The sequence below is a fragment of the Paraburkholderia mimosarum LMG 23256 = NBRC 106338 genome (genome assembly GCF_000739815.1).
GTDB lineage: Bacteria > Pseudomonadota > Gammaproteobacteria > Burkholderiales > Burkholderiaceae > Paraburkholderia > Paraburkholderia mimosarum.
The window spans coordinates 1-25385 of record NZ_BBJJ01000041.1; the positions used below are offsets into that span (position 1 = coordinate 1).

19 protein-coding genes and 5 pseudogenes are annotated in these 25385 nt (G+C 59.5%); 8 read left to right on the plus strand and 16 right to left on the minus strand.

Annotated features, from left to right (window positions below):
* Positions 1-46: 46 nt before the first annotated feature.
* Positions 47-1498: a trypsin-like peptidase domain-containing protein gene (locus tag BMI01S_RS24550; protein WP_028231775.1), complete on the minus strand. Its 1452-nt coding sequence runs from the start codon at positions 1496-1498 to the stop codon at positions 47-49.
* Positions 1499-1783: 285 nt separating this feature from the next.
* On the opposite strand from BMI01S_RS24550, the gene BMI01S_RS43180 reads away from it, so the two are divergent.
* The 6 genes from BMI01S_RS43180 (at position 1784) to BMI01S_RS24575 (ending at position 11641) form a co-directional block, all read left to right on the plus strand.
* A complete protein-coding gene (locus BMI01S_RS43180) occupies positions 1784-1912 on the plus strand; it encodes a hypothetical protein (RefSeq protein ID WP_255217821.1) in 129 nt (42 codons plus the stop codon).
* A gap of 563 nt (positions 1913-2475) precedes the next feature.
* Positions 2476-4893 carry a plasma-membrane proton-efflux P-type ATPase gene (locus BMI01S_RS24555; protein WP_244145398.1) on the plus strand — a complete coding sequence of 806 codons (2418 nt, stop codon included), beginning with the start codon at positions 2476-2478 and terminating at the stop codon, positions 4891-4893.
* Between the two features lie 64 nt (positions 4894-4957).
* Positions 4958-6076, plus strand: a complete 1119-nt coding sequence (locus BMI01S_RS24560) for an alpha/beta fold hydrolase (RefSeq protein ID WP_028231777.1) — start codon at positions 4958-4960, stop codon at positions 6074-6076.
* A gap of 81 nt (positions 6077-6157) precedes the next feature.
* A complete protein-coding gene (locus BMI01S_RS24565; RefSeq protein WP_208460994.1) occupies positions 6158-6649 on the plus strand; it encodes a polyphosphate kinase 2 family protein in 492 nt (163 codons plus the stop codon).
* Between the two features lie 716 nt (positions 6650-7365).
* Positions 7366-10458 carry a biosynthetic peptidoglycan transglycosylase gene (locus BMI01S_RS24570; protein WP_028231778.1) on the plus strand — a complete coding sequence of 1031 codons (3093 nt, stop codon included), beginning with the start codon at positions 7366-7368 and terminating at the stop codon, positions 10456-10458.
* Positions 10459-10627: 169 nt separating this feature from the next.
* The gene (locus tag BMI01S_RS24575) at positions 10628-11641 is read left to right on the plus strand and encodes a mechanosensitive ion channel family protein (RefSeq protein WP_154671333.1); all 1014 of its coding nucleotides are present in this window, start codon (positions 10628-10630) and stop codon (positions 11639-11641) included.
* A gap of 46 nt (positions 11642-11687) precedes the next feature.
* On the opposite strand, the gene BMI01S_RS24580 is transcribed toward BMI01S_RS24575, so the two are convergent.
* The 4 genes from BMI01S_RS24580 to BMI01S_RS41030 all read right to left on the minus strand — a co-directional run bounded on the left by BMI01S_RS24580 (position 11688) and on the right by BMI01S_RS41030 (position 14279).
* A complete protein-coding gene (locus tag BMI01S_RS24580; RefSeq protein WP_028231780.1) occupies positions 11688-12116 on the minus strand; it encodes a hypothetical protein in 429 nt (142 codons plus the stop codon).
* Positions 12117-12762: 646 nt separating this feature from the next.
* A complete protein-coding gene (locus BMI01S_RS41025; RefSeq protein WP_042290881.1) occupies positions 12763-13080 on the minus strand; it encodes a hypothetical protein in 318 nt (105 codons plus the stop codon).
* Positions 13081-13584: 504 nt separating this feature from the next.
* On the minus strand, positions 13585-14019 hold the full coding sequence (tnpA, locus tag BMI01S_RS24590; RefSeq protein WP_042290883.1) for an IS200/IS605 family transposase: 435 nt from the start codon (positions 14017-14019) through the stop codon (positions 13585-13587).
* A 122-nt stretch (positions 14020-14141) separates the two neighbouring features.
* The gene (locus BMI01S_RS41030; protein WP_154671334.1) at positions 14142-14279 is read right to left on the minus strand and encodes a hypothetical protein; all 138 of its coding nucleotides are present in this window, start codon (positions 14277-14279) and stop codon (positions 14142-14144) included.
* A gap of 281 nt (positions 14280-14560) precedes the next feature.
* On the opposite strand from BMI01S_RS41030, the pseudogene BMI01S_RS24595 reads away from it, so the two are divergent.
* Positions 14561-14899 (plus strand): annotated as a pseudogene (locus BMI01S_RS24595) (ATP-binding protein); the annotation flags it as partial.
* Positions 14900-15106: 207 nt separating this feature from the next.
* Here the strand turns inward: BMI01S_RS24595 and BMI01S_RS24600 are convergent.
* The 4 genes and pseudogenes from BMI01S_RS24600 to BMI01S_RS24615 all read right to left on the minus strand — a co-directional run bounded on the left by BMI01S_RS24600 (position 15107) and on the right by BMI01S_RS24615 (position 19050).
* The gene (locus BMI01S_RS24600) at positions 15107-15442 is read right to left on the minus strand and encodes a hypothetical protein (RefSeq protein WP_154671335.1); all 336 of its coding nucleotides are present in this window, start codon (positions 15440-15442) and stop codon (positions 15107-15109) included.
* Between the two features lie 541 nt (positions 15443-15983).
* On the minus strand, positions 15984-17714 hold the full coding sequence (locus BMI01S_RS24605; protein ID WP_244145397.1) for a long-chain-fatty-acid--CoA ligase: 1731 nt from the start codon (positions 17712-17714) through the stop codon (positions 15984-15986).
* A gap of 107 nt (positions 17715-17821) precedes the next feature.
* Positions 17822-18240 (minus strand): annotated as a pseudogene (locus tag BMI01S_RS24610) (thiolase C-terminal domain-containing protein); the annotation flags it as partial.
* Positions 18241-18249: 9 nt separating this feature from the next.
* Positions 18250-19050, minus strand: coding sequence for an SDR family NAD(P)-dependent oxidoreductase (locus tag BMI01S_RS24615; protein ID WP_028231786.1), 801 nt, complete (start codon positions 19048-19050; stop codon positions 18250-18252).
* Between the two features lie 156 nt (positions 19051-19206).
* Here BMI01S_RS24615 and BMI01S_RS24620 point away from each other — a divergent pair, with 156 nt between their 5' ends.
* On the plus strand, positions 19207-19413 hold the full coding sequence (locus tag BMI01S_RS24620) for an efflux RND transporter permease subunit (protein WP_028231787.1): 207 nt from the start codon (positions 19207-19209) through the stop codon (positions 19411-19413).
* A 65-nt stretch (positions 19414-19478) separates the two neighbouring features.
* Here BMI01S_RS24620 and BMI01S_RS24625 read toward each other — a convergent pair whose 3' ends face one another.
* The 7 genes and pseudogenes from BMI01S_RS24625 to BMI01S_RS24650 all read right to left on the minus strand — a co-directional run bounded on the left by BMI01S_RS24625 (position 19479) and on the right by BMI01S_RS24650 (position 25357).
* A complete protein-coding gene (locus tag BMI01S_RS24625) occupies positions 19479-20762 on the minus strand; it encodes an acyl-CoA dehydrogenase family protein (protein WP_028231788.1) in 1284 nt (427 codons plus the stop codon).
* 29 nt (positions 20763-20791) lie between these two features.
* The gene (locus BMI01S_RS24630) at positions 20792-21211 is read right to left on the minus strand and encodes a GFA family protein (protein WP_028231789.1); all 420 of its coding nucleotides are present in this window, start codon (positions 21209-21211) and stop codon (positions 20792-20794) included.
* Positions 21212-22010: 799 nt separating this feature from the next.
* Positions 22011-22205, minus strand: a complete 195-nt coding sequence (locus BMI01S_RS44070; RefSeq protein ID WP_407669056.1) for a helix-turn-helix domain-containing protein — start codon at positions 22203-22205, stop codon at positions 22011-22013.
* A 47-nt stretch (positions 22206-22252) separates the two neighbouring features.
* Positions 22253-22534 (minus strand): annotated as a pseudogene (locus BMI01S_RS42030) (IS5/IS1182 family transposase); the annotation flags it as partial.
* A pseudogene (locus BMI01S_RS39310) lies at positions 22527-22706 on the minus strand (2-hydroxy-6-oxo-6-phenylhexa-2,4-dienoate hydrolase); the annotation flags it as partial. The pseudogenes BMI01S_RS39310 and BMI01S_RS42030, both read right to left, overlap by 8 nt.
* Before the next feature lie 316 nt (positions 22707-23022).
* Positions 23023-24369 carry an MFS transporter gene (locus tag BMI01S_RS24645; protein ID WP_028231791.1) on the minus strand — a complete coding sequence of 449 codons (1347 nt, stop codon included), beginning with the start codon at positions 24367-24369 and terminating at the stop codon, positions 23023-23025.
* Positions 24370-24459: 90 nt separating this feature from the next.
* Positions 24460-25357: pseudogene (locus tag BMI01S_RS24650) on the minus strand (2-keto-4-pentenoate hydratase).
* Positions 25358-25385: the final 28 nt, after the last annotated feature.

The following is a 25385-nucleotide window of genomic DNA, read 5'->3' on the forward strand; positions in this document are numbered from 1 at the left end:
CTGACATCTTTAATTTGGTCTACGACAGGTGCGCACGGCGAGTCAACTAGCCAATATCGAGGGTCACGAACATACGTTCTCCATTGCGCAAAACCAGCAGGGCAACCGCATTTCCACTCTTCTCGACTTTCTGCCGGAACTGGTCCGGGTTCGATACGCGCGCGTTATTGACCATCAGAATGATGTCGCCCGGTTCGATCCCGGCGAATGCGGCAGGGCCGACACTCTTTTCGACGCGCACGCCTCCCTTGGCGCCGACTTCGCGCTGTTCGTCGGGCGTCAACCCGCGAACTGTCAAGCCGTCGGGAGCGGTGGCCTGTGCCATGGCAGTTGCCTCCGAAGCGCCTTCGTCAAGTCGGCCGAGTACGACAGCCGTATCGTGAACGGCGTTTGCCCGCCAGTACGCGAGACGTACTGTCGAGCCTGGCTTGAGGTCAGCGACAAGCACCGGCAACTGCGCGGAATCAGTGATTGCGACACCGTTCATCTTCAGGATCACGTCGCCTGGCCGCAGACCTGACCTTGCCGACGGCCCACGTGGCTCGACGGAGCTGACGAGCGCGCCTTCTGGTTTGGTCAGGCCGAACGATTGCGCGAGTGGGCCGCTGACATCCTGGATGACGATACCGAGCCGTCCGTGTTGCGCCTTGTGGAACTGCTGCAACTGCCGCTCGACCTTCATGGCTTCGTCGATTGGGATAGCGAATGCGAGGCCCTCGGCGTTGCTGACCACAGCGTTGACCGGAGTCTCGATGCCGATTACGTCTCCGTGGAGGTTGAAAACCGGGCTCCCTGCGTCGCCACTTCCTTCAGTCAGGTCCGTCTGGATAAGCGGTATGTACGAATCCTGCGGGAGTGCCCTCGCCATGTTACTGATGATCCCTGCCGTCACCGTGTCGTTCAGACCATAAGGGGACCCAATGGATGCCACCCACTGACCCGCCTTCGCATCGGATGCCGATCCGATCACGACGGTCGTCAGGCCCTTCGCGGGAATCTTGAGTAGTGCGATTCCGCTGGCAGGGTCGTTGCCGACCAGCTCGGCCTTGAATTCGCGGCCGTCCCTGAGCGTCACCCGGATTCTGGAGGCACCGGTGACAACCTTCGAATCGGTGAGAATATATCCGCCGGGGTCGATGACGAAGCCAGAGCCGAGCGTTTGCGATGGGGTTCCATTGGTGTCGCCGAATTCCGATGAAAACTGCTGGAACAGGCTGGAAAGTGGATTATTGCCATTTCCCATTGGCGGCCAGAGCGGTGTCATGCTGGCTTGCGGCTTTGCACCCGTTGTGCTGATGTTGACGATGCCGGCCCCGTTGTCGCGAGCGAGAGCGGAGAAGTCCGTCACAATCGGCGGTGCCTGATCAGGCTTGGCCGCCGCAACACTAGCCGATGCCGAACCGGGCCGGGCCTGCGTTGGACCCGGCTGCGCCACGCAGCCCTGTGACATCGCCGCAGCCGTCACGATCGTCAGGCGTTTCAGAATGCCGTACGTCATCTCGCTACTCCCAATCGGGGTCGCGCCACATGCACTGCGCCCATCAGATGAGACTCCAGGGCGCGATCCCGGGTTGCAACAATTTCAATCTAGGCGGGGATCGTTAATTGAACCTTAAATCGAATGCAGGAGGCGTGGATGGTCACCTTAAGCACGCTTTAATTCTGCCAACCTACTTTCGAGTCGTGGAAAGCGATATTCACTGTCGCGTGCGCCGTCGGGTGTCGGAACAAGCAGTTTTTTTGCCCGGAAGCGTCAGCAGTAGCAGAAAGTGGGGGCGATGCCATGCGCAACGTTTTGCATAACTGGATCATGATCGGAAGCAACGCGTACGACGAGTACACGTTCGTGCCCTGGCTGGAAAAGAATGTCTATCGGCGGATGGTCGATCTCAGTCGAATCTGTATTCAGTGAACCGATCCTGGCGGCAAGGGACGTCGTACGACGATGGTCGCCCGCAATGCGTCGATGAGTCGCAACATTGCTATCGGACTCACGTATCAGGTTTGCTGGCGCAGCCACTGGCGTCGACGGTATGGTCACAGCTCTGAATAGCGTTACCGAAAGGAACCTGAAGGCGCGCTTTAACAAGCTGCCCATTTGGCTTGACGTAAATCAACGTGAAGGTCGTTCATGGGCAATAGTCTGACAATCGTCATGACCGTCCTGTACTACAGGCTATGCCGGGTGACGGGCGCGCCTCTATTTGGTTGACGTTACACACAGGAGGCGACCAGACATCGGCGTGGCGCTACGGAACGGGCGAAACGTATACCGCTTGTGCCACAACCGGATCTGGGTGGGCAGCCATCGCCAGTATGCCAATCGCAGTTGCCACTGCAGTGACGAGGCGCGCAATTGCAGTTCACGGACCGGACAAGGCGCGACTCGAATTCGGATAGAGCGGGAGTTGGATTGATATGAACCAGGATCAGCGGACACAGGATAAATCTCAGGTCGAGGCCGATGAGACTCCGGTGAGTGGAAGCCAGGGCCTGACCGAGGACGAGGCGGCCAGGCGACTGGCGAGGTTTGGCGAGAATGTCCTGAGCGAGCACCACGTTACCGCATTCGAGCGCCTGGCGCGTTTCTTCTGGGGGCCGATACCCTGGATGATCGAAATCGCCGCCGTCCTGTCTGCAGTGCTTGAGCACTGGGACGATCTCGCCATTATCGTAACCATGCTGCTCGTCAATGCGAGCGTGGGGTTCTGGCAGGAATTCAAGGCCGACAATGCAATCGCGCTCCTGAAGCAGCGGCTCGCGCTCAAGGCGAGGGTGCGCCGCGACGGCCAGTGGAAGGACATCGAAGCTCGCCTGCTCGTTCCGGGGGATCTCGTACAGGTGAAGCTCGGCAACGTGATACCGGCTGATCTGAAGCTCGTGGACGGCGAGTACCTGAGCGTTGATCAGGCAGCATTGACGGGCGAATCGCTGCCCGTCGACAAGAAGGCTGGCGACGATGCCTATTCCGGTTCGATCGCGAAGCAGGGAGAAATGAGCGGTGTCGTGACCGCAACCGGCATGCACACGTATTTTGGCAAGACCGCGCACCTGGTCGAACAGGCGAGCACCGTCTCGCACTTTCAGCGCGCCGTGCTGCGCATTGGCAATTTCCTGATCCTGGTTACGATCGGCCTTGTCCTGCTGATCGGTCTGGCCGCTTTGTTTCGCCGCGATCCTGTGGTCGAGACGATCCAGTTTGCTCTCATCCTGACGGTCGCATCGATTCCAGTTGCGTTGCCTGCCGTCCTGTCCGTCACGATGGCTATTGGAGCGGAGCGTCTTGCGAAGCTGAAAGCCATCGTTTCGCGGCTGGTGGCGATCGAGGAAATGGCGGGCATGGACCTGCTGTGCAGCGATAAAACCGGAACGCTCACCAAAAACGAGTTGACGCTGGGCCAGATCGAGCCCGCGGCATCGGTCAAGCCTGAAGAACTTATGCTGGCCGCGGCACTGGCCTCTCGCCGCGAGGCGCCGGACGCGATCGACGCCGCCATCCTCGCCGGCACGCCGTCCGGCGCAACGAATCGCTACACGATCAAAAGCTTTCGCCCGTTCGACCCGGTCGCCAAGCGCGCAGAGGCGGACGTCCAGGGCGAGGGCCGCGGCTTCAAGGTGACCAAGGGCGCCCCGCAGGTTGTCGTCGACCTCTGCGCACCGGACGAGCACACGCGCCGCACGATCGCGGATAGCGTCGAGCAGGCGGCGTCGAGAGGGTTTCGCACGCTCGGCGTCGCACGAACCGACGAAACGGGGAAGTGGCACTACCTGGGACTTCTCCCGCTTTTCGACCCGCCGCGCGACGACTGTGCGCAGACGATCGCGGCCACCCGCGAGATGGGCGTCGTGATCAAGATGGTGACGGGCGATCACGAGGCGATTGCGAAGGAGATCGCGCGGCAACTCGAGCTTGGCCAGAATATTGTCGTCGCGGAATCGGTTTTCGCACATGACAACGAGGGCGAGCAGCTAGGGCGCATTCTCGCCGCAGATGGTTTTGCGCGGGTGTTCCCGGAACACAAGTTCCGGATCGTCAAAACGCTGCAGGATGCCGGGCATATCGTTGGCATGACGGGCGACGGTGTGAACGATGCTCCAGCGCTCAAGCAGGCCGACGTCGGCATCGCGGTGAGCGGCGCGACCGACGCAGCACGCGCTGCGGCCGACCTCGTGCTGACCTCGCCGGGTCTATCGGTTATTACGACTGCGATCAAGGAGGCGCGCCGGATCTTCGAGCGCATGACGAGCTACGCGATCTACCGGATCGCCGAAACGATCCGTCTGCTGCTGTTCATGACGGCAAGCATTCTCGTCTTCAACTTCTATCCGGTGACGGCCATCATGGTGGTGCTGCTCGCGCTGCTCAATGATCTGCCGATCATGATGATCGCGTATGACAATGCACCGATGGCCATGAAGCCTGTAAGGTGGGACATGACGCGGGTGCTCACCGTCGCGTCGGCACTCGGCGTTTATGGCGTGATCGAAAGCTTTGGCCTGTTCTGGCTCGTACGGGATTACCTCGCCTTGCCACTGCCGGTCGTGCAGGCACTCATCTTCCTGAAACTGCTCGTTTCCGGTCACATGACGATCTACCTCACGCGCAACAGGGGCGCCGTGTGGCAGCGCCCCTGGCCCAATCTGAAGCTCGTCGTGCCGTGTGAACTGACCCAGCTTGCCGGCACGCTGGTGGTCGTCTACGGCCTGTTCATGGCCCCGACCGGCTGGCGTTACGCACTGCTGGTTTGGGCCTACGCGCTGCTGTCGTTCGGTGTGGCAAGCGTGATCAAGATCGCTGTGTACCGTCTGCTCGATCACCGCGAAGCGAGACAGGAGCGTCATCTGTCACGAGTGGAAGGTAATCTGATGCCGCACGCAACGAAGTTTCGTTGACTACGGGGCCGGTCGTGCGCAAGCCCGCACGGCCCCGTTACCCATTCACATTATGGAAATGCATATGCCGAAAGAACCCTCGATCAAAACATCCGGGCTGTCGTTGCTGAGCGTACCCGCATTCTGGCCCGTGGCCATGGCACAGGCACTCCTCGAGGAAGGCGGAGAGCTTTATGCAAGGAACCTCAAGTTCATCGAGGAAGAGATCAGGATCCACGAGGAGTCAAGGCCAAAGCTCGCAACGGCGAACCAGATCCGTCTGGACCTGCGCACGATGCTGCTGCGGGACTATGGCAAGCCGGGTGACGGGGTACCGACGCTGGTCGTCGCGCCCTATGCAGGACACACCGCGGTGATCGCCGACTACCGCCAGGGGCAGAGCCTCGTCGAAACCTTGCTTGCGAACGGCATAGGCCATGTGGCGCTAACCGACTGGAAGTCGGCCACGCCCGACATGAAGGACCTGGAAATCGACAACTATCTGGCAGAACTGGTGGTGGCCATTGACGACCTGGGCGGGCGCGTGAACCTCGTCGGGCTTTGCCAGGGCGGCTGGACGTCGGCCATGATCGCGGCGCGCTTTCCCCAGAAGGTGGCTAAACTTGTGCTCGCGGGCTCACCGATCGACACCGATGCCGGAAACGGAGCGATCAAACGGATGGTGCACACGTCGCCGCCGTCGTTCTACGAGGAACTGGTCGAACTGGGCGGCGGCCTGATGAAAGGTAAATTCATGCTGCAGGGCTGGAAGAACATGCACCCGGACCAGCACTACATCCAGCAGCATGTCGATCTGTACGAGCATATCGACGATCCCTCGTACCTCGCGAAGGAGGAAGCGTTCGAGAGCTGGTACGAAAACCCGATCGACCTGCCTGGACGCTGGTACCTCCAGGCGATCACGCAGCTTTTCAAGGAGAATCGGCTCGCGAAAGGCACGTTCGTCGGGCTGGGCCGCAGGCTCGACCTCCACGAAATCGTCTGCCCCGCGTTTTTGCTCGCGGGTGCTGCGGACGACATTACCACACCCGAGCAGGTCCTCGACGCCAGCCGGTATCTCGGTACAGCAAAAGACCTGATTGTCCGGAAGACCATCGCGGGCGGGCACATTGGTCTATTCATGGGGGCGAGAACGCTGTCGGAACACTGGCCGCAGATCGCCCGTTGGATCGCGGGGCAGTGAGGTCGATGATCGACGAGGGCGCGTCGACCGTGCCATGTACATGGCGCCAGGAGGCATGACGCGCAGGCTGGGAGAGGCAGGATGAAAATCGATTCCGCTGACTTTCGGGTACGCGAGGGCGCACTGGTTCAACTCGGGAAGTGGCCCACGCGCGTGGCCCCAATCTACAAGTCGAAGAGCCAGTATCACGCCATGCTGGACGAACACATCCGGCAGTTGAGCGAGCAGCAAAGCCTGCTCTATGCCGACGATCGTTACGCGGTCCTGTTCATCTTCCAGGCGATGGACGCCGCGGGAAAGGATGGAGTGATCAAGCACGTCATGTCAGGTGTCAATCCACAGGGCTGCCAGGTGTTCAGCTTCAAGCATCCGAGCGCGCAGGAGCTTCAGCACGATTTCCTCTGGCGTACCACGCGCGACCTGCCTGAGCGCGGCCGCATCGGCATCTTCAACCGCTCGTATTACGAGGAAGTACTGATCCTGCGGGTGCATCCGGAGATACTGGCCGGTGAGGGCGTGGCCTCCCACGCCAGGCAGCCCGCACCTGCCGCCATGATGGACTGCAGCACGTGACGGCGACCGGAGTGATATCCGTCGTTCATCGCTTGCTCCGAATCGGAAAGAAATTGGCCTGTTTTCCGCACTGAGCGGCTTACGCTCCCATCCTGATCAATATATGCAGCACGACGGCGAGGCTCCACGAGGAGTTACCCGATGAACGCTGACTTCTCATTCGAACTGCCAGGGAACCAGGTGCTCATAACGGGCCGTTGTCTCTCGCTAATGGCGTTGCGAAGCGGGCGAGCATACGACCTTCAGGCTTGGCCGGCAGCAGCAACATCGTCGCCCCGGGGGGTCGAGGCCGTTCATACGTGCTGGGTCGATCGGCCATATCGCTCGGTCGCGCGCGCGAGCGTACCGGATGAGTGAATGAAAGCGGAACAGATCGGTGAGCCTTTGCGGGAGGCCCTGCACGCGTCGTGTCCTTCGGCGCCGCCGCATTCCCGCGCCGCCCGCAACCGTAATGGTGGAAATCGGCCGGCGCGGTCTGACGGGAGGCTGCAGCCGGCGCCGGGCGCCCCTGCTTCTGGCGACATGGGCTTGCGCTCTGACGGACTCAGCGATCTGGAGATCGGGCACGTCACCATCGAGTGTGCGCGGCAGACCGTGGTGCCACAGCGATGCGACTAACGTCGCCATCGTGCGGCATGGCCACACACGAGTCAACCAGCAAGATAGACTATCAGAGGTGCATTCCTCCATCTGACGCGACGTCCAGGAGAACAACCATGAACCGCCCGTCGGTCGGCTCTCCTATTACTGCCACCCATGCCGGTTCAGTCTGGCGATGGATCAGGTGGGGTTTGGTCGTCGCGATTCTGGCGGCCGTCGCCATTGTGGCGCGCATGGTCCAGATCGAAATCGACACATCGCGCCTGCAAGCGCGCTATCTCTCCGAGCTTACGCGTGACATCGGCTATACGGTCGAGCAAGGGCCGAGCCACCGCATCCGCTTTCCTGCGACGAATGGCCCTTACGACGTGAGGCTCGGCTACGCGCAACTGCCGGCGTTCACCGACCGGCTCGAAAGGCACGGCTTCGCGATCGCCGCGCAGGCGCGAGATTCGGACCGCATGATCGCGCTGGCCGACGACGGCCTCTTCCTGCCGTATGAGGAAAAGGATCAGGCCGGCATCGTGCTGCGCGACGCGAACGGCGCGATGCTCTTCCAGACGCGCTATCCGCGGCGTGTCTATGAGAATTTCGACGCAGTGCCGCCCCTCTTGCGCGATTCGCTCGTCTTCATCGAAGACAAGTACCTGCTCGCCGCCGACCAGCCGAACCGCAATCCGGCCATCGACTGGGGGCGCTTTAGCCGCGCGCTCGTCGATCAGGGCTTGCGCCTTGTGAACCGGCACCAGCACACGCCGGGCGGCAGCACGCTCGCCACGCAGCTCGAGAAGTTCCGCCACTCCACGGGCGGGCGCACCGCCACGCCGCCAGAGAAGCTGCGCCAGATCGCGTCGGCCTCGGTGCGCGCCTACCTCGACGGTCCGCAGACGATGCCCGCGCGCCAGAAGATCCTCGTACACTACCTGAATTCCGTGCCGCTCTCGGCGAGGCCGGGCGTGGGCGAGATCAACGGCATCGGCGACGGCCTCGCGGCCTGGTACGGACGCGACTTCGGCGATGTCAATCGCATCCTGCGCGAGCCCATTTCGAACTCGACGCTCGACGAGCAGGCGCTCGCGTTCCGGCAGGTGCTTTCACTGCTGATCGCCCAGCGAGCGCCGTCGTATTTCCTGCAGAAGAACAACGACGCGCTTGCGAAGCTCACCGACAGCTATCTGCGTCTGCTCGCAAACGGCGCCGTGATCTCGCCCGCGCTGCGCGACGCCGCACTCGCGACGCAGCTCACGCTCAACCGCTCGAAGCCCGCGCCGCGCCCGGCGGTCCCCTACGCCGAGCGCAAGGCGGTGCTCACGATGCGCACGCAGTTGATGCAGGCGCTCGGGCTGAAGACGATCTACGATGTCGACCGCCTCGATCTATCGGCAACGTCCACCCTCGACAACGCCGTCCAGCTGGCCGTGAGCGATCGCCTCGCCGATGCCGAGACCATGGATGGCGCACGCGCGGCAGGAATCGTGGGCTTCGAGATGCTGCGACCTGCCGACGATCCATCAAAGATCGCGTACAGCTTCACGCTGTTCGAGCGGCGCGGCGGCGAGAATCTCGTGCGCGTGCAGACCGATAGCGTGAACGAGCCGTTCGACATCAATTCCGGCGCACGCCTGAATCTCGGCTCGACGGCGAAGCTGCGCACGCTTATCACGTATTTGCAGATCGTGAGCGCGCTGCACGCGAAGTATGCCAACGAAGATGCGAAGACGCTGCGTGCGATGATTCCGCAGGTCGATCCGAGCGATGCGCTCACGCGCTGGGTGCTCGACTATCTCTCGACGACGCCCGACCGTTCGCTGACTGCCATGCTCGAAGCGGCCGTGCAACGCAAGTATTCGGCGAATCCGGGTGAGGTCTTCTATACGGGCGGCGGCGCGCAGACGTTCAACAATTTCGAGTCGAGTGACAACTCGCAGATCCTCACCGTGCAGCAGGCCTTCCAGTATTCGGTGAATCTCGTGTTCGTGCGGCTCATGCGCGACATCGTCCACTACGAGATGATCCAGACTTCAGGGCCGCCCTCGGCTTACCTCGACGATCCGGCCGTGCGCAATCGCTACCTCACGCAGTTCGCCGACGGCGAAAGCCAGGTCTACATGCAGCGCTTCTACACGCGCTACGCGGGCAGGAGCAACGACGAGGCGCTGCAGATCCTGCTGCAGCACACTCGCAAGGGCCCGGCGCGGATCGCGACGGTGCTGCGCAGCGTGAACCCGAACGGGGGGCTGGCGTGGTTCAACGCGCAGATGCGCGCGCAACTGAAGAACACCCAGTTCCAGTGGCTCGACGACGAAGACCTCGCCAGGTACTACACCAGGTACGCGATCGACAAGTTCAACCTCAACGACCGCGGCTATATCGCCGGCATCCATCCGCTCGAACTGTGGCTGCTGAACTACCTGCGCGTGCATCCCGATGCGACGCTCGCCGAAGTCCAACAGCAAAGCCACGACGCGCGCCTCTATACGTACAGGTGGCTCTTCAAGACGCGTTATCACGCCACGCAGGACCGGCGCATCCGCCACATGATCGAGCTGAAGGCCTACGTCGCGATCGGCAGGTCGTGGCGTGCGCTCGGCTATCCGTTCGACAACATCACGCCATCGTATGCCTCGGCCATCGGCGCGTCTGGCGACCGGCCGTCGGCGCTCGCGTATCTGATCGGTCTCGTCTCCAGCAACGGCGAGAAGCTGCCGACGCATAGCTTCGAATCGCTCGACTTCGCACGCGGCACGCCATACGAGACGAGCTTCGTGCACGCAGATAACCCGCCGCAGCCGCTGATCTCGGCGCAGATCTCGCAGGTGGTGCGCGAGCTGCTCACGTCAGTGGTGGAGGGCGGCACCGCGAAGCGCCTCGCCGCTGGCATGACGCTCCCGGATGGCAAGACGCTGACGGTCTATGGCAAGACCGGCACAGGCGACCAGCGTTTCAACGTCTACGCAAGGGGCGCACACCTGATCGAGTCGCGCAAGGTCAATCGCTGTGCGACCTTCGTCTTTGTGATCGGCGGCCGCTTCTATGGTGCGATCACAGCCTGGGTGCACGAGCCTTACGCGGCGCACTACACGTTCACGAGCGCGATGGCGGTACAGTTGCTCAAGTCGATGGCGCCGGTCCTGCAGCCGCTGCTTGAGGACAAGGACGCGGCAAATGGCATGCTAAAGGCCGGAACCAACGCACAGGAGGTAAGGTAGGTCGATCAGCGGGCGACGGCGATGCAGCGCTTGAGATCGCTAGCCAGGCAATTTGTGCAACCGCGAGTGGCGGAGAACGGATCCGGGCCGATACCGGGATCTCTTATTGGGTGCCCAATCTGTTCCGGTGAATATGCACGGTGGGCAGTGAACAAGGGGGAGAATTCCTTTGACCGGCGCTCCAGTCGTCAAAACGGCGCGCTTTTCAAATGCCTGCAAGGCCAAAACCATGGATAACCGACGGATTGCTGGAAAAAGGGTCTTTGGCGGAGCCGCATTTATCACACTCACTGCGATTCTAGTGGGGAGAAGCTACGTCCGCCGCCTGATGACGGATGTCGGCGCTGAAACAGCTGACGTTGCACTCGGCGCTGCTACGATCGCCTGGTGGTGCATCGCAGCCTGGTTGGCTGCAGCGTTGTTCAGGTATGTATTACACCGGGTTCTTTTCCCATCTGACGGACAACTCAAGAGACGCGAAATCCTTTCCGGTCTGGTCACTGGATTGATCTATCTTGGTGCCCTGTTCGGCATCCTGAAGTTTGCGTTTCACCAATCGGTAGAGGGTCTGCTGACGACGTCGGGGATCGTTGCTGTGGTGCTCGGTCTTGCGCTGCAAAGTACTTTGGCCGATCTCTTTTCAGGCATCGCGCTCAACATCGAAGGCCCTTTCCGTGCCGGCGACTGGATAACGGTCGACGGAGACAACGAGGGCGAAGTTATCGAGATCAACTGGCGGGCGACGCGGCTTCGCGACCGGAGCGGCGACATTACGATTATTCCGAACAGCAGCATCGCCAAGTCGTGCGTAACCAATCACTGCCTGCCCAGGAGGCCTCACCCTGCCAGCATCAGCATCGATTTCGAGGCTCAGTCATCCGCCGACACGGTAACAGAGGTCCTCATGGCGGCAGTCCTCAAAGCCAGTCATGTGCTCCGCGACCCGCCCCCAGAAGTCACGGTGCAAAGAATTCGAGGCCGGACGGTCTCTTACGCTGTTACGTTCTATGTGGTCAATTTCGCCGAAATCCCTTCGGCGCAAAGCGACACGCTCAAACAAGTACTTTCGGACATATCAAGCGCCGGCCTGCGACTTTCCAGTCCGCGAACGGGAGCATCTGTCGCACCGGAGGCAAAACCGGTCACAGCAGCAGCGCCGCCGGATATCCGGACAGGCCGATAAGTGGCACCCGTGGCCATGATTTCAACTATTGGAGGCCAAAATGAAATCAAGAAAGGAGATCGGGAATAGCGACCAGCAGCGACGTATGCTTCGCGAAACGACGCCCCCCAATTTCCTGGATTCGTCGCGGCGAGATAGTTGTCGATCTCGGGTCCTTCATGCCGAGAGTCGCGGACTTCCAGTCAGTCAGCGCAACATGACCGATGCCATTGGCGAGCAGTGTCTCGACGAGACTCTGTCCTTTGTGGTAGCCGGCGATCATCGCGGTATGTACGGCGTAGGGCGCATCGACGAGGGTGGGAATCCCTCCCGGCCTGCCGTAGTCGCGTAGCAACATGGTGCGTAGATCCAGGCGCATCTCGTTTGGGGTTGCAAGCTTGGGCTTCAACTCCTCGCGAATCCTGATTTCCTCTTCAACGAATTTCAGGTTCCTTACATAGAACTCGCTCTCCTCGTCGAGCAGCGCCTTGGCCATTCGAGGCAAACGCGCTTTCGACATGCGTGTCAAATGCGACAATTAAATTTATGTTAAATTCCCCCCCCCGCAAAGCCATTTGCGCGTCTCTTACGCGGCCTCGTTGCTCCCGTCCTCGCTGCGTGCGCCACCTTGGCGGCGGCTCCGCTGCGTCTGAGCCGCCGAGAGCAGTACGTCTCACACGGTCTCAAAAGAACGGGTTGATCAGGCTCAGTCGATTGAAGACGACTTTACCGTGGTGCATGTCTTCGCTGTACAGGACGTCGCAATCCGCGAAGTTCGAAGCCAGTCAACGGTCCCTGGTGATGAACGAGGTCACGCTCGTGACGAGTCGGAAGATGGGTCTTTCGCGGCCCGAAATCGAGTGTGTCTCGGACGACGTCTAAGTGTTGTGCGAGGTCGTGCCTCTAGCGCTTGAAGTTCACAAAGAAGCACATCGGATTGCTGCGCGATACGGATTCAGGTTTTACGATTCCTGCATCGTTACTTTCACATTTAAGTCCGACGGGAGCGCCGTTAATGCGCCTGATCGCGGGCGGAAACTAGCACGTATTAACTCTACCCCCGCACAACGCCCTGAAATACGGCTCGTTTCACGAATTTCAGCACGCTCGCGCGTCATCCATCTCCATGGCAACACTTCTGCTTATTCGTCACTCACGCAGCCGTCGACGATCCCACCGTTGGCAATTCGCTCGGCGAGCCTTCGAACTGCACCTGCCAACTTGTCGGCACGCATGCGCCCTTCTGCGTCAAGGTACCTTGCATCTCTCGTGACACTATGCTCAAGACCCAGCGCAGCTTCCTGCAAATCGATGTCGAGGGCACGCCTTCGAAACAGTGAGTCAAGCGTTATCGCGCCTGACAATAGCCGAGACAATTCTGGTTTGCGACCGGCCGCCTGTTCGTCGAGCGAATACGCAGCGTCAAGCAAGCCGAAATACATCCGTTGGCGGTTGGCCATTTTCACTTCCCGTCAGTAGAGAGTCATCGCTCGCACGCGCCGCGCCGCGCGGGCGCTTGTTTTGGAGCGCGATTGCAGGACTCGAGTTACATGTCTTCAAGTGTTTCGTTACGTGTGCGACGGCCTCTCTGCAAATCGATTCGAGGAGCACCTGTCCCTGATGACCAGAACCCAGGCGGAGATATTACAGCGCTGCCTTCAGCAGGCGTCCGTTGGGTCATTGCACATCTCGCCTCCTCAGCATGCCCACATTTCCATGCGCGATCAGGAAGCGTCTTTCCTAAGGCCACCAAATTGGTCTGCGCCGCGATAAGCGTGGCGGTTAGAACGATCTGAGCGAAGGCCCTGACTCTTTCGCCAAGCCAGGCTTTCGACAGCTCCGCCGTTTATCGAATGGCGGCGGTAGTCCTGCGAATTTCAGTCAAATACCACCGGCAAAGCCGGTGGCTTGAAATTGTGAGCGCCTCAAAGGCGCCCATAAAACCGTGAGCCGCCGATGGCGGCTTACTCCATGACCAGCTTCATCTGGTCATACCGCTCATCTTCTGCCTCCTGATTGCGGATGTACGCTCGCACCATCTGCTCGTCCAGCCCCACCGTGGAGACGAAGTAGCCACGGGCCCAGAAATGCTCCCCTGTAAAATTCCGCTGTCGCCCTCCGAACTTCCTGGCTATCTGGATTGCGCTCTTGCCCTTGATATAGCCCACTACGTTCGAAACCGCGTACTTCGGCGCAATACTCAGGCACATGTGAACGTGATCTGCCATCACATGCCCCTCGACAATCTTCGACTCCTTGTGCGACGCCAGCTCGTGGAACATCTCTCCCAATTGCCTTCGCAACACGCCGAAGATCTTCCTCTTGCGTCGCTTCGGTATGAACACCACGTGATACTTGCAGTCCCATCTCGTATGGCTCAGGCTTTGGTACTCTTTCATCGTGAATCTCCTTCTCTTGGCGGAGATAGGAAATTCACGCGGACCGTCGTAAAGGTCAAACCTTGGTGAGTCCACCGGCAAAGCCGGTGGCTTACCTCACTGAGTTAGTTGGGATTGTCCCCTTATCGATCGAGTCGAGCTTGTCGGTCCAGTTCCTGCTCGTAGATACCCTGGTCGGAGTAGACCAGTGGGCTGATCGTCCCCGCCTCTTCGTCGAACAGCGCGGAAGCAGGATAGCCTTGAATGGTGGTATCAGGCACTTGCGTCTCCTGGATAGTTGCGCATGGCGAAGCATCGGCTCTTATTGCGGTATGCGGCCGTTGGTGTGAGCGTCGCGCGCATTTCCGTTACTGGAACAATAGGCGTTCGCGGACTGTCCACCTTTGCTCACAGCGCGGAAAAGCCTTGCTTGCCGGGCAGCGACATCCGCGGATCACATGGCGATGCTTCGCCGGACAGCATCGATGGACGATGCTGCCGGCCGCAGAGTGGAAACGTTGGGAGGGATGCACGAGAACGCGCGAGGGCCCAAGTAATACCACTGACCCAAGGAGGTCGCGATGTTGATGTAGCAAACCCTCTCCCAGCCCTCAAGCTGGACGGCATGGCTCGCGCGTTCGAGGAACAGGCGGCGCTGACGGCCAGCACGAGCCTGTCGTTCGAGGAACGCTTCGGCATGGTCGTGGATCGTGAGATCGCCTGGCGCGATACCCGGCGGCTCGATCGATTGCTCAAGTCTGCGAAGCTCGAGAACCCCCAGGCCTGCGTTGAGGACATCGAGTACCGGCAGAGCCGTGGGCCCGACAAGGGTATCGTCGCCACCCTCGCCGGCTGTGACTGGATGCGCAATGCACAGAACCTCATCCTGACAGGGCCGTCCGAGCACGCGACATGATGCTCACCTCGCCACGTTATTGAAGTTCAAGGGGAATTTGCCGAGGTTCTTGTGATAGCGGACCCGCGCCACGGGTTGCGACCAATGCGCAGACCTCGGGGCGCTGTACATCGACGGCTTTGATGACCCAAGGTGCTCCCTTGCAGGCCTGTTTAGCCGCGAGTGTCCCGGCGCTAATCATGCGAAGTACCGTCATCTTGCTCGTGCCGAGAGCTCCAGCGTCAGTTCGCTGCGCGCTTCCCGCTCGCCGATTCGGTAGACCGCAATGTGGTGGTCACTTCGGAACGAGCGCACCCGCATCTCTGTCCAGGTGTGCCCCTTGCCAGTCCGATGACCGAGACGGTTCAGCAGCGAGGCGATGCTAGAGTCATTGAGCTGGCGTGCGATCCGCGTGATCAGAGCCTTGACCGCGACATCGGTGGCCCAGCCGTGCTGTCCGGTGCGGTTCTTCACCACGCTTAATTCGGTGTGGTCGCCAGCCTCCCAATGAATGACGAGTTCAATATGCGTCTCGACGACGCGCGCCACGATCTCTTGAGGACGGAGCGCAAGATCCGCTTGCGCACTTCGTTGCCTGCCGAAGGATGAGACCACACGCGCGGCAAGTCCCTGCCCAGTGCCATCAGTTCGTCACGCTGCCGTGGCGTCAAGATCGAATCAGCTTGGCTCCTGTTCGACTTCACCGAAACGGGCGTTCAACTTCCCCGAAATACGCACCAACCGTTCTTCGTCGGAGCGAATCGTGCCGATTGACGTGGCTACCTCTTCACCGTTTTGCGCGAGTCCGATTCGTCTCAAATGAAGCCAGACATCAACGCGCTGCACGAATCTCCAACAAGTCCTGAAACGACGCCATACCGCCCGAGTTCAACTCCTTCAGGATCGACCCTAGCCGGGAGAGGCCGAACACTCCTGAGCCGCCAGTAGCAAACAGCAGCAGTAGGAATACCCCGCAACCGATAACCATTTCAAACTTTATCCTTCGCGCCCTTCGGCTCATGTCGTCTCCCTTACCCTTCACTCGGCGAATTTGGAACCGCCTGACTTTGCCTTCTGGGCGCCTTCATTTTCAGGCATCGTTGCTGTCACGTTCTTGCTGCTGAAGCAATCGCCATTGAATTTTCCCACTGCCGGAACGAGGAAGTGCGGAAACGAACTTCACTACGCGAGGAACCTTGTAAGACGCCATTTGCTCGCGCGCCCATGCAATGACTTGCTCCTCGGAGAGGTTGCAGCCATCCCGCAAGACGACAAATGCCTTGACCGTCTCGCCACGGCGAGCATCGCTAGCCGCCACGACACATGCTTCTTGAATGGCGGGGTGACTATAAAGTATCGCCTCGACTTCGGATGGCCACACTTTGAAACCGGATGCATTGATCATTCGCTTCAACCGGTCGACTATGAATAGGTAGCCATCTTCATCAACGTATCCAATATCACCCGTGCGCAGATAGCACCTCTCATCGATTTCCACGAACGCCTCCCGAGTCTCATCGGGACGCTTCCAATAGCCTTCGAAAACTTGCGCCCCGGCGACCACGATCTCGCCCGGCGCACCTGTTGGCGTGCGTTCAAGCGTCGTCGAATCGACAATGAGTGAACTGACGCCTTGGATCGGCACTCCCAGACATTGCTGCTTGACTCGATCCGGAGGATTGAAATGGGTCGCTGACATGGTCTCAGACAACCCATAGCCTTCAATATAAGAGATGCCCCAGCGAGATTCGATTTTTTGCGCCACAGCCTTCGGCATCGCAGCGCCGCCGCCACAAAGGCACACGATGGAACTCAGATCGAAGCGGTCGAGTTCCGGCAGGCTCATGAAATCGATCATCATGGTCGGAATCGAAACCCAGGTCGTAGCACGGTGACGCTCAATCAATCGAGCCGCACAACCGGCATCCCATCGTGTCATCACGATCATGGTTGCGCCGCACAGAATCGCCATATTCATGCACAGCTGCATCCCGGTAACATGAAACATTGGGACCGCGCAGAGGAAGACGGCGTCCTGCGCAATTGACAACCATTGCGCACTCGCCCTTGTGACGTGCATTGCGCTGCCATGGGTGTGCATGCAACCTTTCGGCTGGCCCGTTGTACCTGACGTATACGGGATCACCGCAAGATCATTCCGCTCGGCGACGTGCTTCGACGGCACACAGTTGGACGCCAGCGCCTCACGCCACTGCACCGCGCCCGACATTTCGCAATCTGGTCCGCCCGATCGATCCGCAACGTTCTCCGCTTCCCGGGTTAGCACGGCAGGTAACGGCAAGTCCGTGAACTCGGGTAGATAGTCTGCGTAGCGGGCGACAACGATGTGACTCAGTATGTTGCCGAGTAACGGCCTGGCGTTCTCGTGCACCTCATCCCCAATCAGAGCGACCTTCGCGCCACTGTCTGCAACGACGTGACGAATCTCGCCCATCATATTCATAGGATTTACAGGCACAACAACCGCATTTGCACGCGCAATCGCATAAAAGCCAATGATGAACTGCGGGCTATTCTGCATATAAAGCACGACGCGATCGCCACGCACAACACCACACCGCTGCTGAAGGAAGCCGGCAAGAGCGTCGACTTTTCGCTTCAGCTCGGCATATGTCATGTCGCAACCGTAGTATGAAATCGCGATTTTTTCCGGATGGCGAGTCGCAGCAACATCGAGGTTGGAATACAGCGACGCACCCGACGACGGCAAATTGGCAAAACGATTCACATGAGGCTCCTCTAACACACTGGCGCGATTCAGCGCGCCGTTCAGCTGCGTGCTTCCGTGGTTGGCGGACAAGATCACATTCTCACAACTTGACGAAAGCACAGCTCCGCGCGCACTGGGCATCGTTCAAAATAGCGCCTCGCCAATCCCCATGATGGTCGTCGCACCGGAGCGTGCTGTTGGGTCACGAGTTCAAAAAGTTGACCGATACCGGTCGCACCGAGCGGATGCCCTTTCGATTCCAGGCCGCCCGACGGGTTGATCGGAACGCGTCCGCCAATCGTGAAATCGGTGGCTCCGCACAAACGCCTCCCAGCCCCCGAGGCGTCAAGCCCAGATTTTCGGCCTGAGGGATTTCGCCCATCGGCGAGGCGTCGTGCACCTCGGCAACGTGGATATCCTCCGGCCCGATGCCCGCGATTTCGTAGGCCTGCGGCGCCGTAAGTGCCGCAACATTCTTCTCAGGCTCGGCCATGGTCCGCTTGCTAAAGCTGCGCATGACACTTGCCGAGATGCGGATCGCGCGCGACTTGTCGCCGCCAATGCGCTTAAGCCCTTCCTGGCTACACAGGATTGCCGCCGCCGCACCATCGGACATTCGATTATCTTATGGGGTCATCAATCGAAAAATTCTGTCGTAATGATTCGGAAAAAGGCGACTCAACCAGTACGCCTTCTTTGCTCCATTTCCGACAAGTACTCGACGATCTCCACGTTCGACTCCCGCCAGAATATCGGCAGCGCATTTCTGTGGCGGTGTGGTCAACATCTTGGCGAAGCTATCAAAGCGCGCCTCTTCCACACCCGATGCGGCCGCCCTTCGCGAGGCCTTGTCGATGTTGGTGCGAATGCCACCGGGATGCACGGAGACTGCACGTACCCCGGTTCCTTCCAGCTCTGCCCAAAGGCATTCAGTGAGACCTCGAACGCCGAACTTGGAGATATTGTAGGCAGCTTGCGTCTGATAGGCCACTAAGCCGAAGACACTGGAGATATTGACCAAGCACCCTTCACGCTGCTCGAGCAGCATGGGCAAAAATGCCTTGCATCCGTATATGACGCCCCAAAGGTTGATACCCAAAAGCCACTCGATTTCCTCGATGGAGACGTGGGCCAAGGTGCCAATTACATTTGTACCAGCATTGTTGATCACAAAATGCGCCGTGCCGAAATCGCGCCGGACCTCGTCGGCGTGATCAAAAACCTCATCACGCCGAGAGACATCAACCCGATATATCTTGGCTTCTGTTCCTTTCGGCAACTGCTTCTTCGTCTCGTTCAGCCCATCCAGGCTCACATCGGAGAGCGCGAGCAGGCCGCCCTTTTGGGCAACCTGAATCGCCAGGTCGCGCCCGATTCCAGAACCCGCACCGGTTATGACAGTGACCTTTTTTTGGAAACAACTCATGATAATCCTCGGCAATTACTTCCCGTGGTCTGAACCAGGTTGAGGGGTCAGCATTGTTTCAACACATGCGTACCACGACTTCACCATCAGAAGATGTCGGAATCGCGCCTTCCTTGTATTCGAAATCTTCGTTCGTCAAGGCTCCCACCGAGCGCCGTGGAAGCAGCCACTGAGCTTCGCGGCTTGCCGTTGATCTTGGCCGGTGGCGGCGGCACCGAATTGCGCCGGCCGCTGGGCGTGGTGATGGTCGGCGAGCTGGCCGTCAGCCAGATGCTGCCCCTGTCCACCACGCCCGTCGTCTACCTGGCCTTCGAGCGGCTTTCGCGTCGCTGGCGAGGCCGGAAAGCGCGCAGGAAGAAATAGGCACTTTCCTTGTCATCCCCTGCTAATCGGCGAATTCGTGAAGTTGTACGCGGCATTTCGACGGATCAAGGATTGCACCAACCCTCCGCATAGAGCTGCTGACAGAGAAGCCCAAGGCGCATGGTCACCGTGTAGCTCTCGCCATCCCCGATAAGGGAGGGGCGGGTGTCGCGGAACAGCTTCTCGATGGGATATTCGCGTGTCGTGCCCACCGCGCCGAAAAGCTGGAGCGCCTCGTGAACCACTTTCATCGCCTCTTCGGTTACCGTCACCTTGTTGGCTGCGGTGACATAGGGGTGGGTCCGCTCCGAAAGGCGAGCAAACGCGAGTGAGCGCCGAGAAGTCGCGCGGGCCAGCTCAATCCGGCGCAGCATGTCGCCGAGACGATAACGCGTCAGCTGATGATCAATCAGCAGCCTTCCGCCCTGTTTGCGTTCATGGCAGTACTGCAGCGCCATCTCGAACGCCGCGCGGGCGACGCCCACGAATATCGGCGACGTGTGTGCTCCGGCGTAGGACCAAACCGAAGCAAAATTGCCGTAGTATTCGTCCTTCAACGCGACGGCGAAGCGTTTCGGCACACGAACGTTGTCAAAATAGATTTCCCCTTGAGGAAGCGCGCGCAGGCCGATTTTTTCAAGCGGCTTGCCGCGCGAGACCCCGGGAAGGTCGAGAGGGATGATCACCCCGACACCGTGCGGCAGGCCGTTCTTGTCGAGCCGTCCATCGCCATAGTCCGCACCCATATAGGCGATCGCCACTTGCGCAACGGCGCCGTTGGATACCCAGGCCGAGCTTTGTCCGTTGATCACGATCTCGTCGTCGCCCACCTTCGCCCACAGGTTGCCTTGATTACCCGGCGTGCCGTGGGGCCAATCGCGTTCGATGTCGAACACCTGGAAGTCACTGCCCCGGTCGGGCTGCGTTCCAATCCAGCACCCGATGCGGCCGGCACACAGCTCGACCAGTTCCTGCTTGCCAGCCGTAACAGCCAGTTGCATAGGGAAGTTGGCGATGCCCAGCGACAGAGCAAGCCCGCTGTCGCCCCATCCGAGCTCCTCGGCGATCATCGATTCCATGCGCAACGCCGTCTCGGCGGGCAGCGAAGCGAACAGCGCGGGATCTACGCCGAGCTTCGCGAACTCTGTAAAGACCGAGTAAAAAGGCGATCCTGGGGCAATGGCCTGCTCCGCGGTCATCTTGTCCAGCGCCGTGCCCATTGGGCGGAGGACTTCCTTGGCAAACCGATGAAGCGTCTCCTGAACGGCGCGCTCCTCTTCAGACAGCGGCGTTTCGAAACCGGTCAGGCAAACGTCCGGCAAGTTCAGTTCAGTTTTCAGTTGCAGCACGTTCGTCTCCTTTGGATTTAAGCAACGCGTTATGAGTTGGGCAGACCTTTGGCATATTTCGTCAGCGCCGGATCCATGAAGTCCCACGGCTGAGCACTGGTGGTGTAGAAGTCCATCGAGGGCGAATACTGGCTGGGATCATCGAGACTGCCGCAGAAGATCAGCACTATCTCGGGCTTCTCCGCGATCGTTCCAAGGATGGGCGATCCGCAATCGGGGCAAAAGCCGCGCTCCACGTCGTGGCCGAGATCACTCTTTACCCTGTGATATCGAGGCTCGCCCGATACGATCCGAAACGCGGGAGCAGGCACGATCCGCACCGAGGCGTAAGCACTGCCGGTTGCACGTTGACAGTCACGGCAATGGCAGTTCAATGAGAAAATCGGCTCGGCCGAGCACTCGTAGCGAATCGCCTTGCAGGCGCACCCTCCACTGTATGAAATACTCATGTACACCTCCTCTTCGGTTGTTGAGCGGAGGACGCTTTACGAACCTCCGACGCAGTATGTTCAGCGTATGCTTACGTATTTGCGCGCCTCTATTTGCATGGGCGCCTTTTGCCGATGACGCCGACCTGATCATCAAGGCCGCCTTCGACGAAATGAGCGTGAAGGAAAGCGTGTTCCGCAGGCTCGACGCCGTAGCGAGGCAGGGGCCCTTCCTTTTGCCGAGCTGCAACGACGGGATCCTCCGCCATGTACGTGGAGAGGAAGTCCCCGGTCTTGGGAATATGTTTCTCGTGAGCGATGAACATCCACGACCGCCCGAAGATGCGGGCCAGTTCCTGTCTCGTGGATACCCCGGTCGGAGTGGACCAGTGGACTGATCGTCCCCGCCTCTTCGTCGAACAGCGCAGAGGCAGGATTGCCTTGAATGGGGGTATCAGGCACTTGCGTCTCCTGGATAGTTGCCCATGGCGAAGCATCGGCTCTTATTGCGGTATGCGGCCGTTGGTGTGAGCGTCGCGCGTATTTCCGCTACTGGAACAATAGGCGTTCGCGGACTGTCCACCTTTGCTCACAGGGCGGAAAAGCTTTGCTTGTCCGGCAGCGACATCCGCGGATCACATGGCGATGCTTCGCGGGACAGCATCGATGGAAGATGCTGCCGGCCGCAGATTGGAAACGTTGGGAGGGATGCCCGTTGTGACGGACGAGCGTCATACCGCAGAGAGCGATGGACTTTAGTTGATAGCGCGTTCGCGCAGTGAAACGTGGCGCGTCAGCACGGGCACGGGCACACAGATGCTCACATGACTTCCAGCTGGACGCCCCTTTCGGCGTCGACTGACGGAAGGCTTTCGCAGCGGATACGGTCTCTCAGTTGGCCTGGGCTTTCGCCAAATCGATTCTTGAAGGCTCGATTAAAGTGGCTAATGTTTTTGAATCCTTCTTCGTACGCGATTTGGCAAATTGTTTCCCTAACCTGGCTTCTATGAAGCAATCGATTTCTGCATCGCTCGAGTCGCTCCGCGATGATCCACTCTGTTACCAGTTGCCGGCTTTCTGTGTCGAGTGCATTTCTGGATCACGGGTGCCGGAACCGTTCTTTGTGGAACTGGGCGCGGCAATCAAGGTGGCGCCCACTGCCGATCCAGCCTTTAGCATCAAGCCTTTCTCCGTCAGGATCTCATTGACCAGTGCGAGCATTTGTGCCGCCAGACCATGCGTTTCGAGCAGATGGCGAAACCGCAGAATCGTGCTTTGATAAGGCAAACGCGCCATACCGTCGTCAAGGCGTGCGAACTGGCGACACAGCGGCACGTTCCAGATTACGGTTGAAATTCGCCCAGCCGCTTGCGCCCGGGCCAGAACCATGGAGCATGACTACGGTCTCGGGACCGTTGCCCATATCGTTGTATTGAATCTGAAGGTCAAGGCCGCCTTCCTTGATGCGAGCGAATTTGCTCGTGGAAGCTTCGGTGTGTGCAGTATTCGTGCTCATACTCGATTCCTGTGAAATTTTAGGTGGAACAGAGCAGCGGCGCTGGCCGCTGCATTCAAACTACGGCCGGAAGAATTCTCAAACCGTGCCCAGTACGCTCTCGAGAGCCGACCGAAGCATCTGTCGCGCGGTAGCGCGGTCGGATACATCGTCAAGTTGTCGCCACGCCATGTATCCATCCGGCCGCACACAAAATTATAAAAACGCATCCATGGGCACTTCCCACTGGCTGCACACGAAACTTTGCGTGCAGGGCGCCACAAGGGCGCCCCCCGTCGTCTAAATGTGGTCTCGTTTTACGTTGCTGGCCGAGCCCTTAAGCCTGTTCGAAACCTTCGAGCACGTCCTTGCCACGTACGCGGACTGCTTGCTCAGGGAAGGCGAAGGCGATACAGAGCGCGCCGACAGCAGACAGCAGCGCGATGCCAATGACGCCTGGCGTCAGACTTCCCGTCGTCATCTTGATGTAGCCAAGCAAGGGCGGGCTTCCGAACCCAGCGATATTGCCGAGCGTACTGATGAACGCGAGACCGACAGGCGCAGCCTTTTTGCCGAGGTAAGCAGGCGGAATAGCCCAGATAAGGGGGCCACTCGCGCCAGTTGCAAAGCTTGCAACGGCGAATGAGACGAGCATTAGCGGCAGAGAATGCGTCGACGTGCTCGCAATCAGGCCCAGCGCTAGCAGGCAAAAGCAAAGGGCCAGGTGCCAGCGCCGCTCCTTGAGCCAATCAGAACTCCAGCTCAGGAACACCGCGCCAACGAAGCCCATGGCAAGAGGAATGGCCGTAAGCAGACCAACGTTCAAGAGAGAGGCGACGCCACTCTCTTTGACGATGGTTGGCAACCAGAAGAAGAGCAGATAGTTGCTGCAGATTGCCGTGAAGAAAAGGAAGGCGACCATGTAGTTAATCGGGTTTGCGAGGACCTGACGCAGCACACCCCTGGAATGGTCGGGATGCGTCACCGCCTCCGATGCAAGGTCAGCCTTGATTGCTGCCTTTTCCGCGTCGGTGAGCCACTCGGCTTCTTCCGGCCGGTCGCGCAACGCTTTCAGGCAGACGAGGCCCATAACGCATGCAGGCAGCCCCTCGAGGATAAAGACCCACTTCCACCCTTCGAGCCCCCAAACGCCGTTCATGCTGCTGAGAATCCAGCCACTAATGGGCGCCGCGACAGAGCCGGCTGCGGCATTGGCAACAAAGATGACTGCGGTCACGCGAGCGCGCATGCTCGCGGGAAACCAGAACGTCAGATAAAGCACGATACCCGGCAGGAAACCCGCTTCGAACGCACCAACCAGCAGGCGAAGCGTCACCAGATGGCCAACGGTCGTGATGAATGCTGTGGCACCGGTTGCGAGTCCCCACAGAAACATGATGCGGACAAACGTAATACGCGCTCCCCACCTTGCCAGGAGAATGTTGCTGGGAATCTCACAAAGCGCGTAAGTGATGAAGAACGCTCCGGCCGCAATGCCATACCACGTAGCATTGATGCCCAGCGCATCGCTCATCTGAAGCTTGGTAAAGCCAAGGTTGATACGGTCGATAAATGCGATGCCGTAGCAAACAAACAACAAAGGAATAATGCGCCACCATACTTTCCGGTATGCACGACGCTTTATGACGTCGCTATCGTTTCCCGAAGCAACATACTCGTTCATGTCTTCCTCCAAACGTGGATTGAATTTTTCTTCTTGTGATTGCCGGGCTCGTTCTCGAGGCCGGTCATTTACCAACTGCTCTGCTGTATCTCAGACTGCCTGTTCGTCATGTTGCCGAACCGATGATGGCCACTTTGGTTTTGGACATTGCAAACCTCTTAAAACGAATTTAACCGTGACTTCGCCGAGTCCCGACAGTTGAGCAACGAACGTGTCGCCAGCCATGACCGGGACCATCGGACCAAGTGCGCCGGTCAACACTACGTCGCCGGCTTCGAGTGGGCGGCCACGCCTTGCCACTTCCCCCGCGAGCCAGACCGCGGCGTTCAGGGGATGGCCAAGACAGGCGGCTCCGCTGCCGGTGGAAACCACATGCGGGCCTGTGGTTACGCCCGCATGTTCGCGTCGCATCGTCATTTGAAGACCGCGCAAATGGAGGTCGTCGGCGGGCCGGACCGCCGAGGACGAACATGCCCGACGAAGCGTTGTCAGCAACGGAGTCGAAAATCCGGATGTCCCAGTTCAAGACACGGCTGCCAACAATTTCGAGCGCCGGCACGACAAACGCAGTCGCGAGAATCACATCCGCAATGGTCGGCTGCTCGATGTCGGGGTCCTGCCCGAGGATGAGCGCAATCTCAGCTTCAACCTTCGGCTGGTGCAAACGGCTCACTGCGATTTCTTCGCCTTCGCCTGCCGCCACATCTGCGAACAGCATCCCGAAGTCCGGCTGGTCGACGCCGAGTTGCGCCTGTACGACCTTGGAGGTCAGGCCAATCTTGCGGCCGATTAGGCGGCGGCCCTGGCCTTCATAGAAGCTCGTGTTGGCATCCTGAATTGCGTATGCCGTATCGACGTCATCGCGTGTGGTCCGTGTGCGCAAGGGGGCAACCGTCTGCCCCGTCTCGAAGCAATTGCGCAGTTCCGCAGCCAGCGCGGCAACATTCGCAGTATCGAGAGCCGGTCGGTCAATGATTGCGTCCGACATGTAAAACCTCTTTGTGTGTCGCCGCAGC

Bases quoted from the DNA above. Each gene is read 5' to 3' on its own strand.
- BMI01S_RS24550 (WP_028231775.1), bottom strand. From the start codon at position 1,498: ATGACGTACGGCATTCTGAAACGCCTGACGATCGTGACGGCTGCGGCG.
- BMI01S_RS43180 (WP_255217821.1), top strand. From the start codon at position 1,784: ATGCGCAACGTTTTGCATAACTGGATCATGATCGGAAGCAACGCGTAC.
- BMI01S_RS24560 (WP_028231777.1), top strand. From the start codon at position 4,958: ATGCCGAAAGAACCCTCGATCAAAACATCCGGGCTGTCGTTGCTGAGC.
- BMI01S_RS24565 (WP_208460994.1), top strand. From the start codon at position 6,158: ATGAAAATCGATTCCGCTGACTTTCGGGTACGCGAGGGCGCACTGGTT.
- BMI01S_RS24570 (WP_028231778.1), top strand. From the start codon at position 7,366: ATGAACCGCCCGTCGGTCGGCTCTCCTATTACTGCCACCCATGCCGGT.
- BMI01S_RS24580 (WP_028231780.1), bottom strand. From the start codon at position 12,116: ATGGCCAAGGCGCTGCTCGACGAGGAGAGCGAGTTCTATGTAAGGAAC.
- BMI01S_RS41025 (WP_042290881.1), bottom strand. From the start codon at position 13,080: ATGGCCAACCGCCAACGGATGTATTTCGGCTTGCTTGACGCTGCGTAT.
- tnpA (WP_042290883.1), bottom strand. From the start codon at position 14,019: ATGAAAGAGTACCAAAGCCTGAGCCATACGAGATGGGACTGCAAGTAT.
- BMI01S_RS24615 (WP_028231786.1), bottom strand. From the start codon at position 19,050: ATGAGTTGTTTCCAAAAAAAGGTCACTGTCATAACCGGTGCGGGTTCT.
- BMI01S_RS24630 (WP_028231789.1), bottom strand. From the start codon at position 21,211: ATGAGTATTTCATACAGTGGAGGGTGCGCCTGCAAGGCGATTCGCTAC.
- BMI01S_RS24645 (WP_028231791.1), bottom strand. From the start codon at position 24,369: ATGAACGAGTATGTTGCTTCGGGAAACGATAGCGACGTCATAAAGCGT.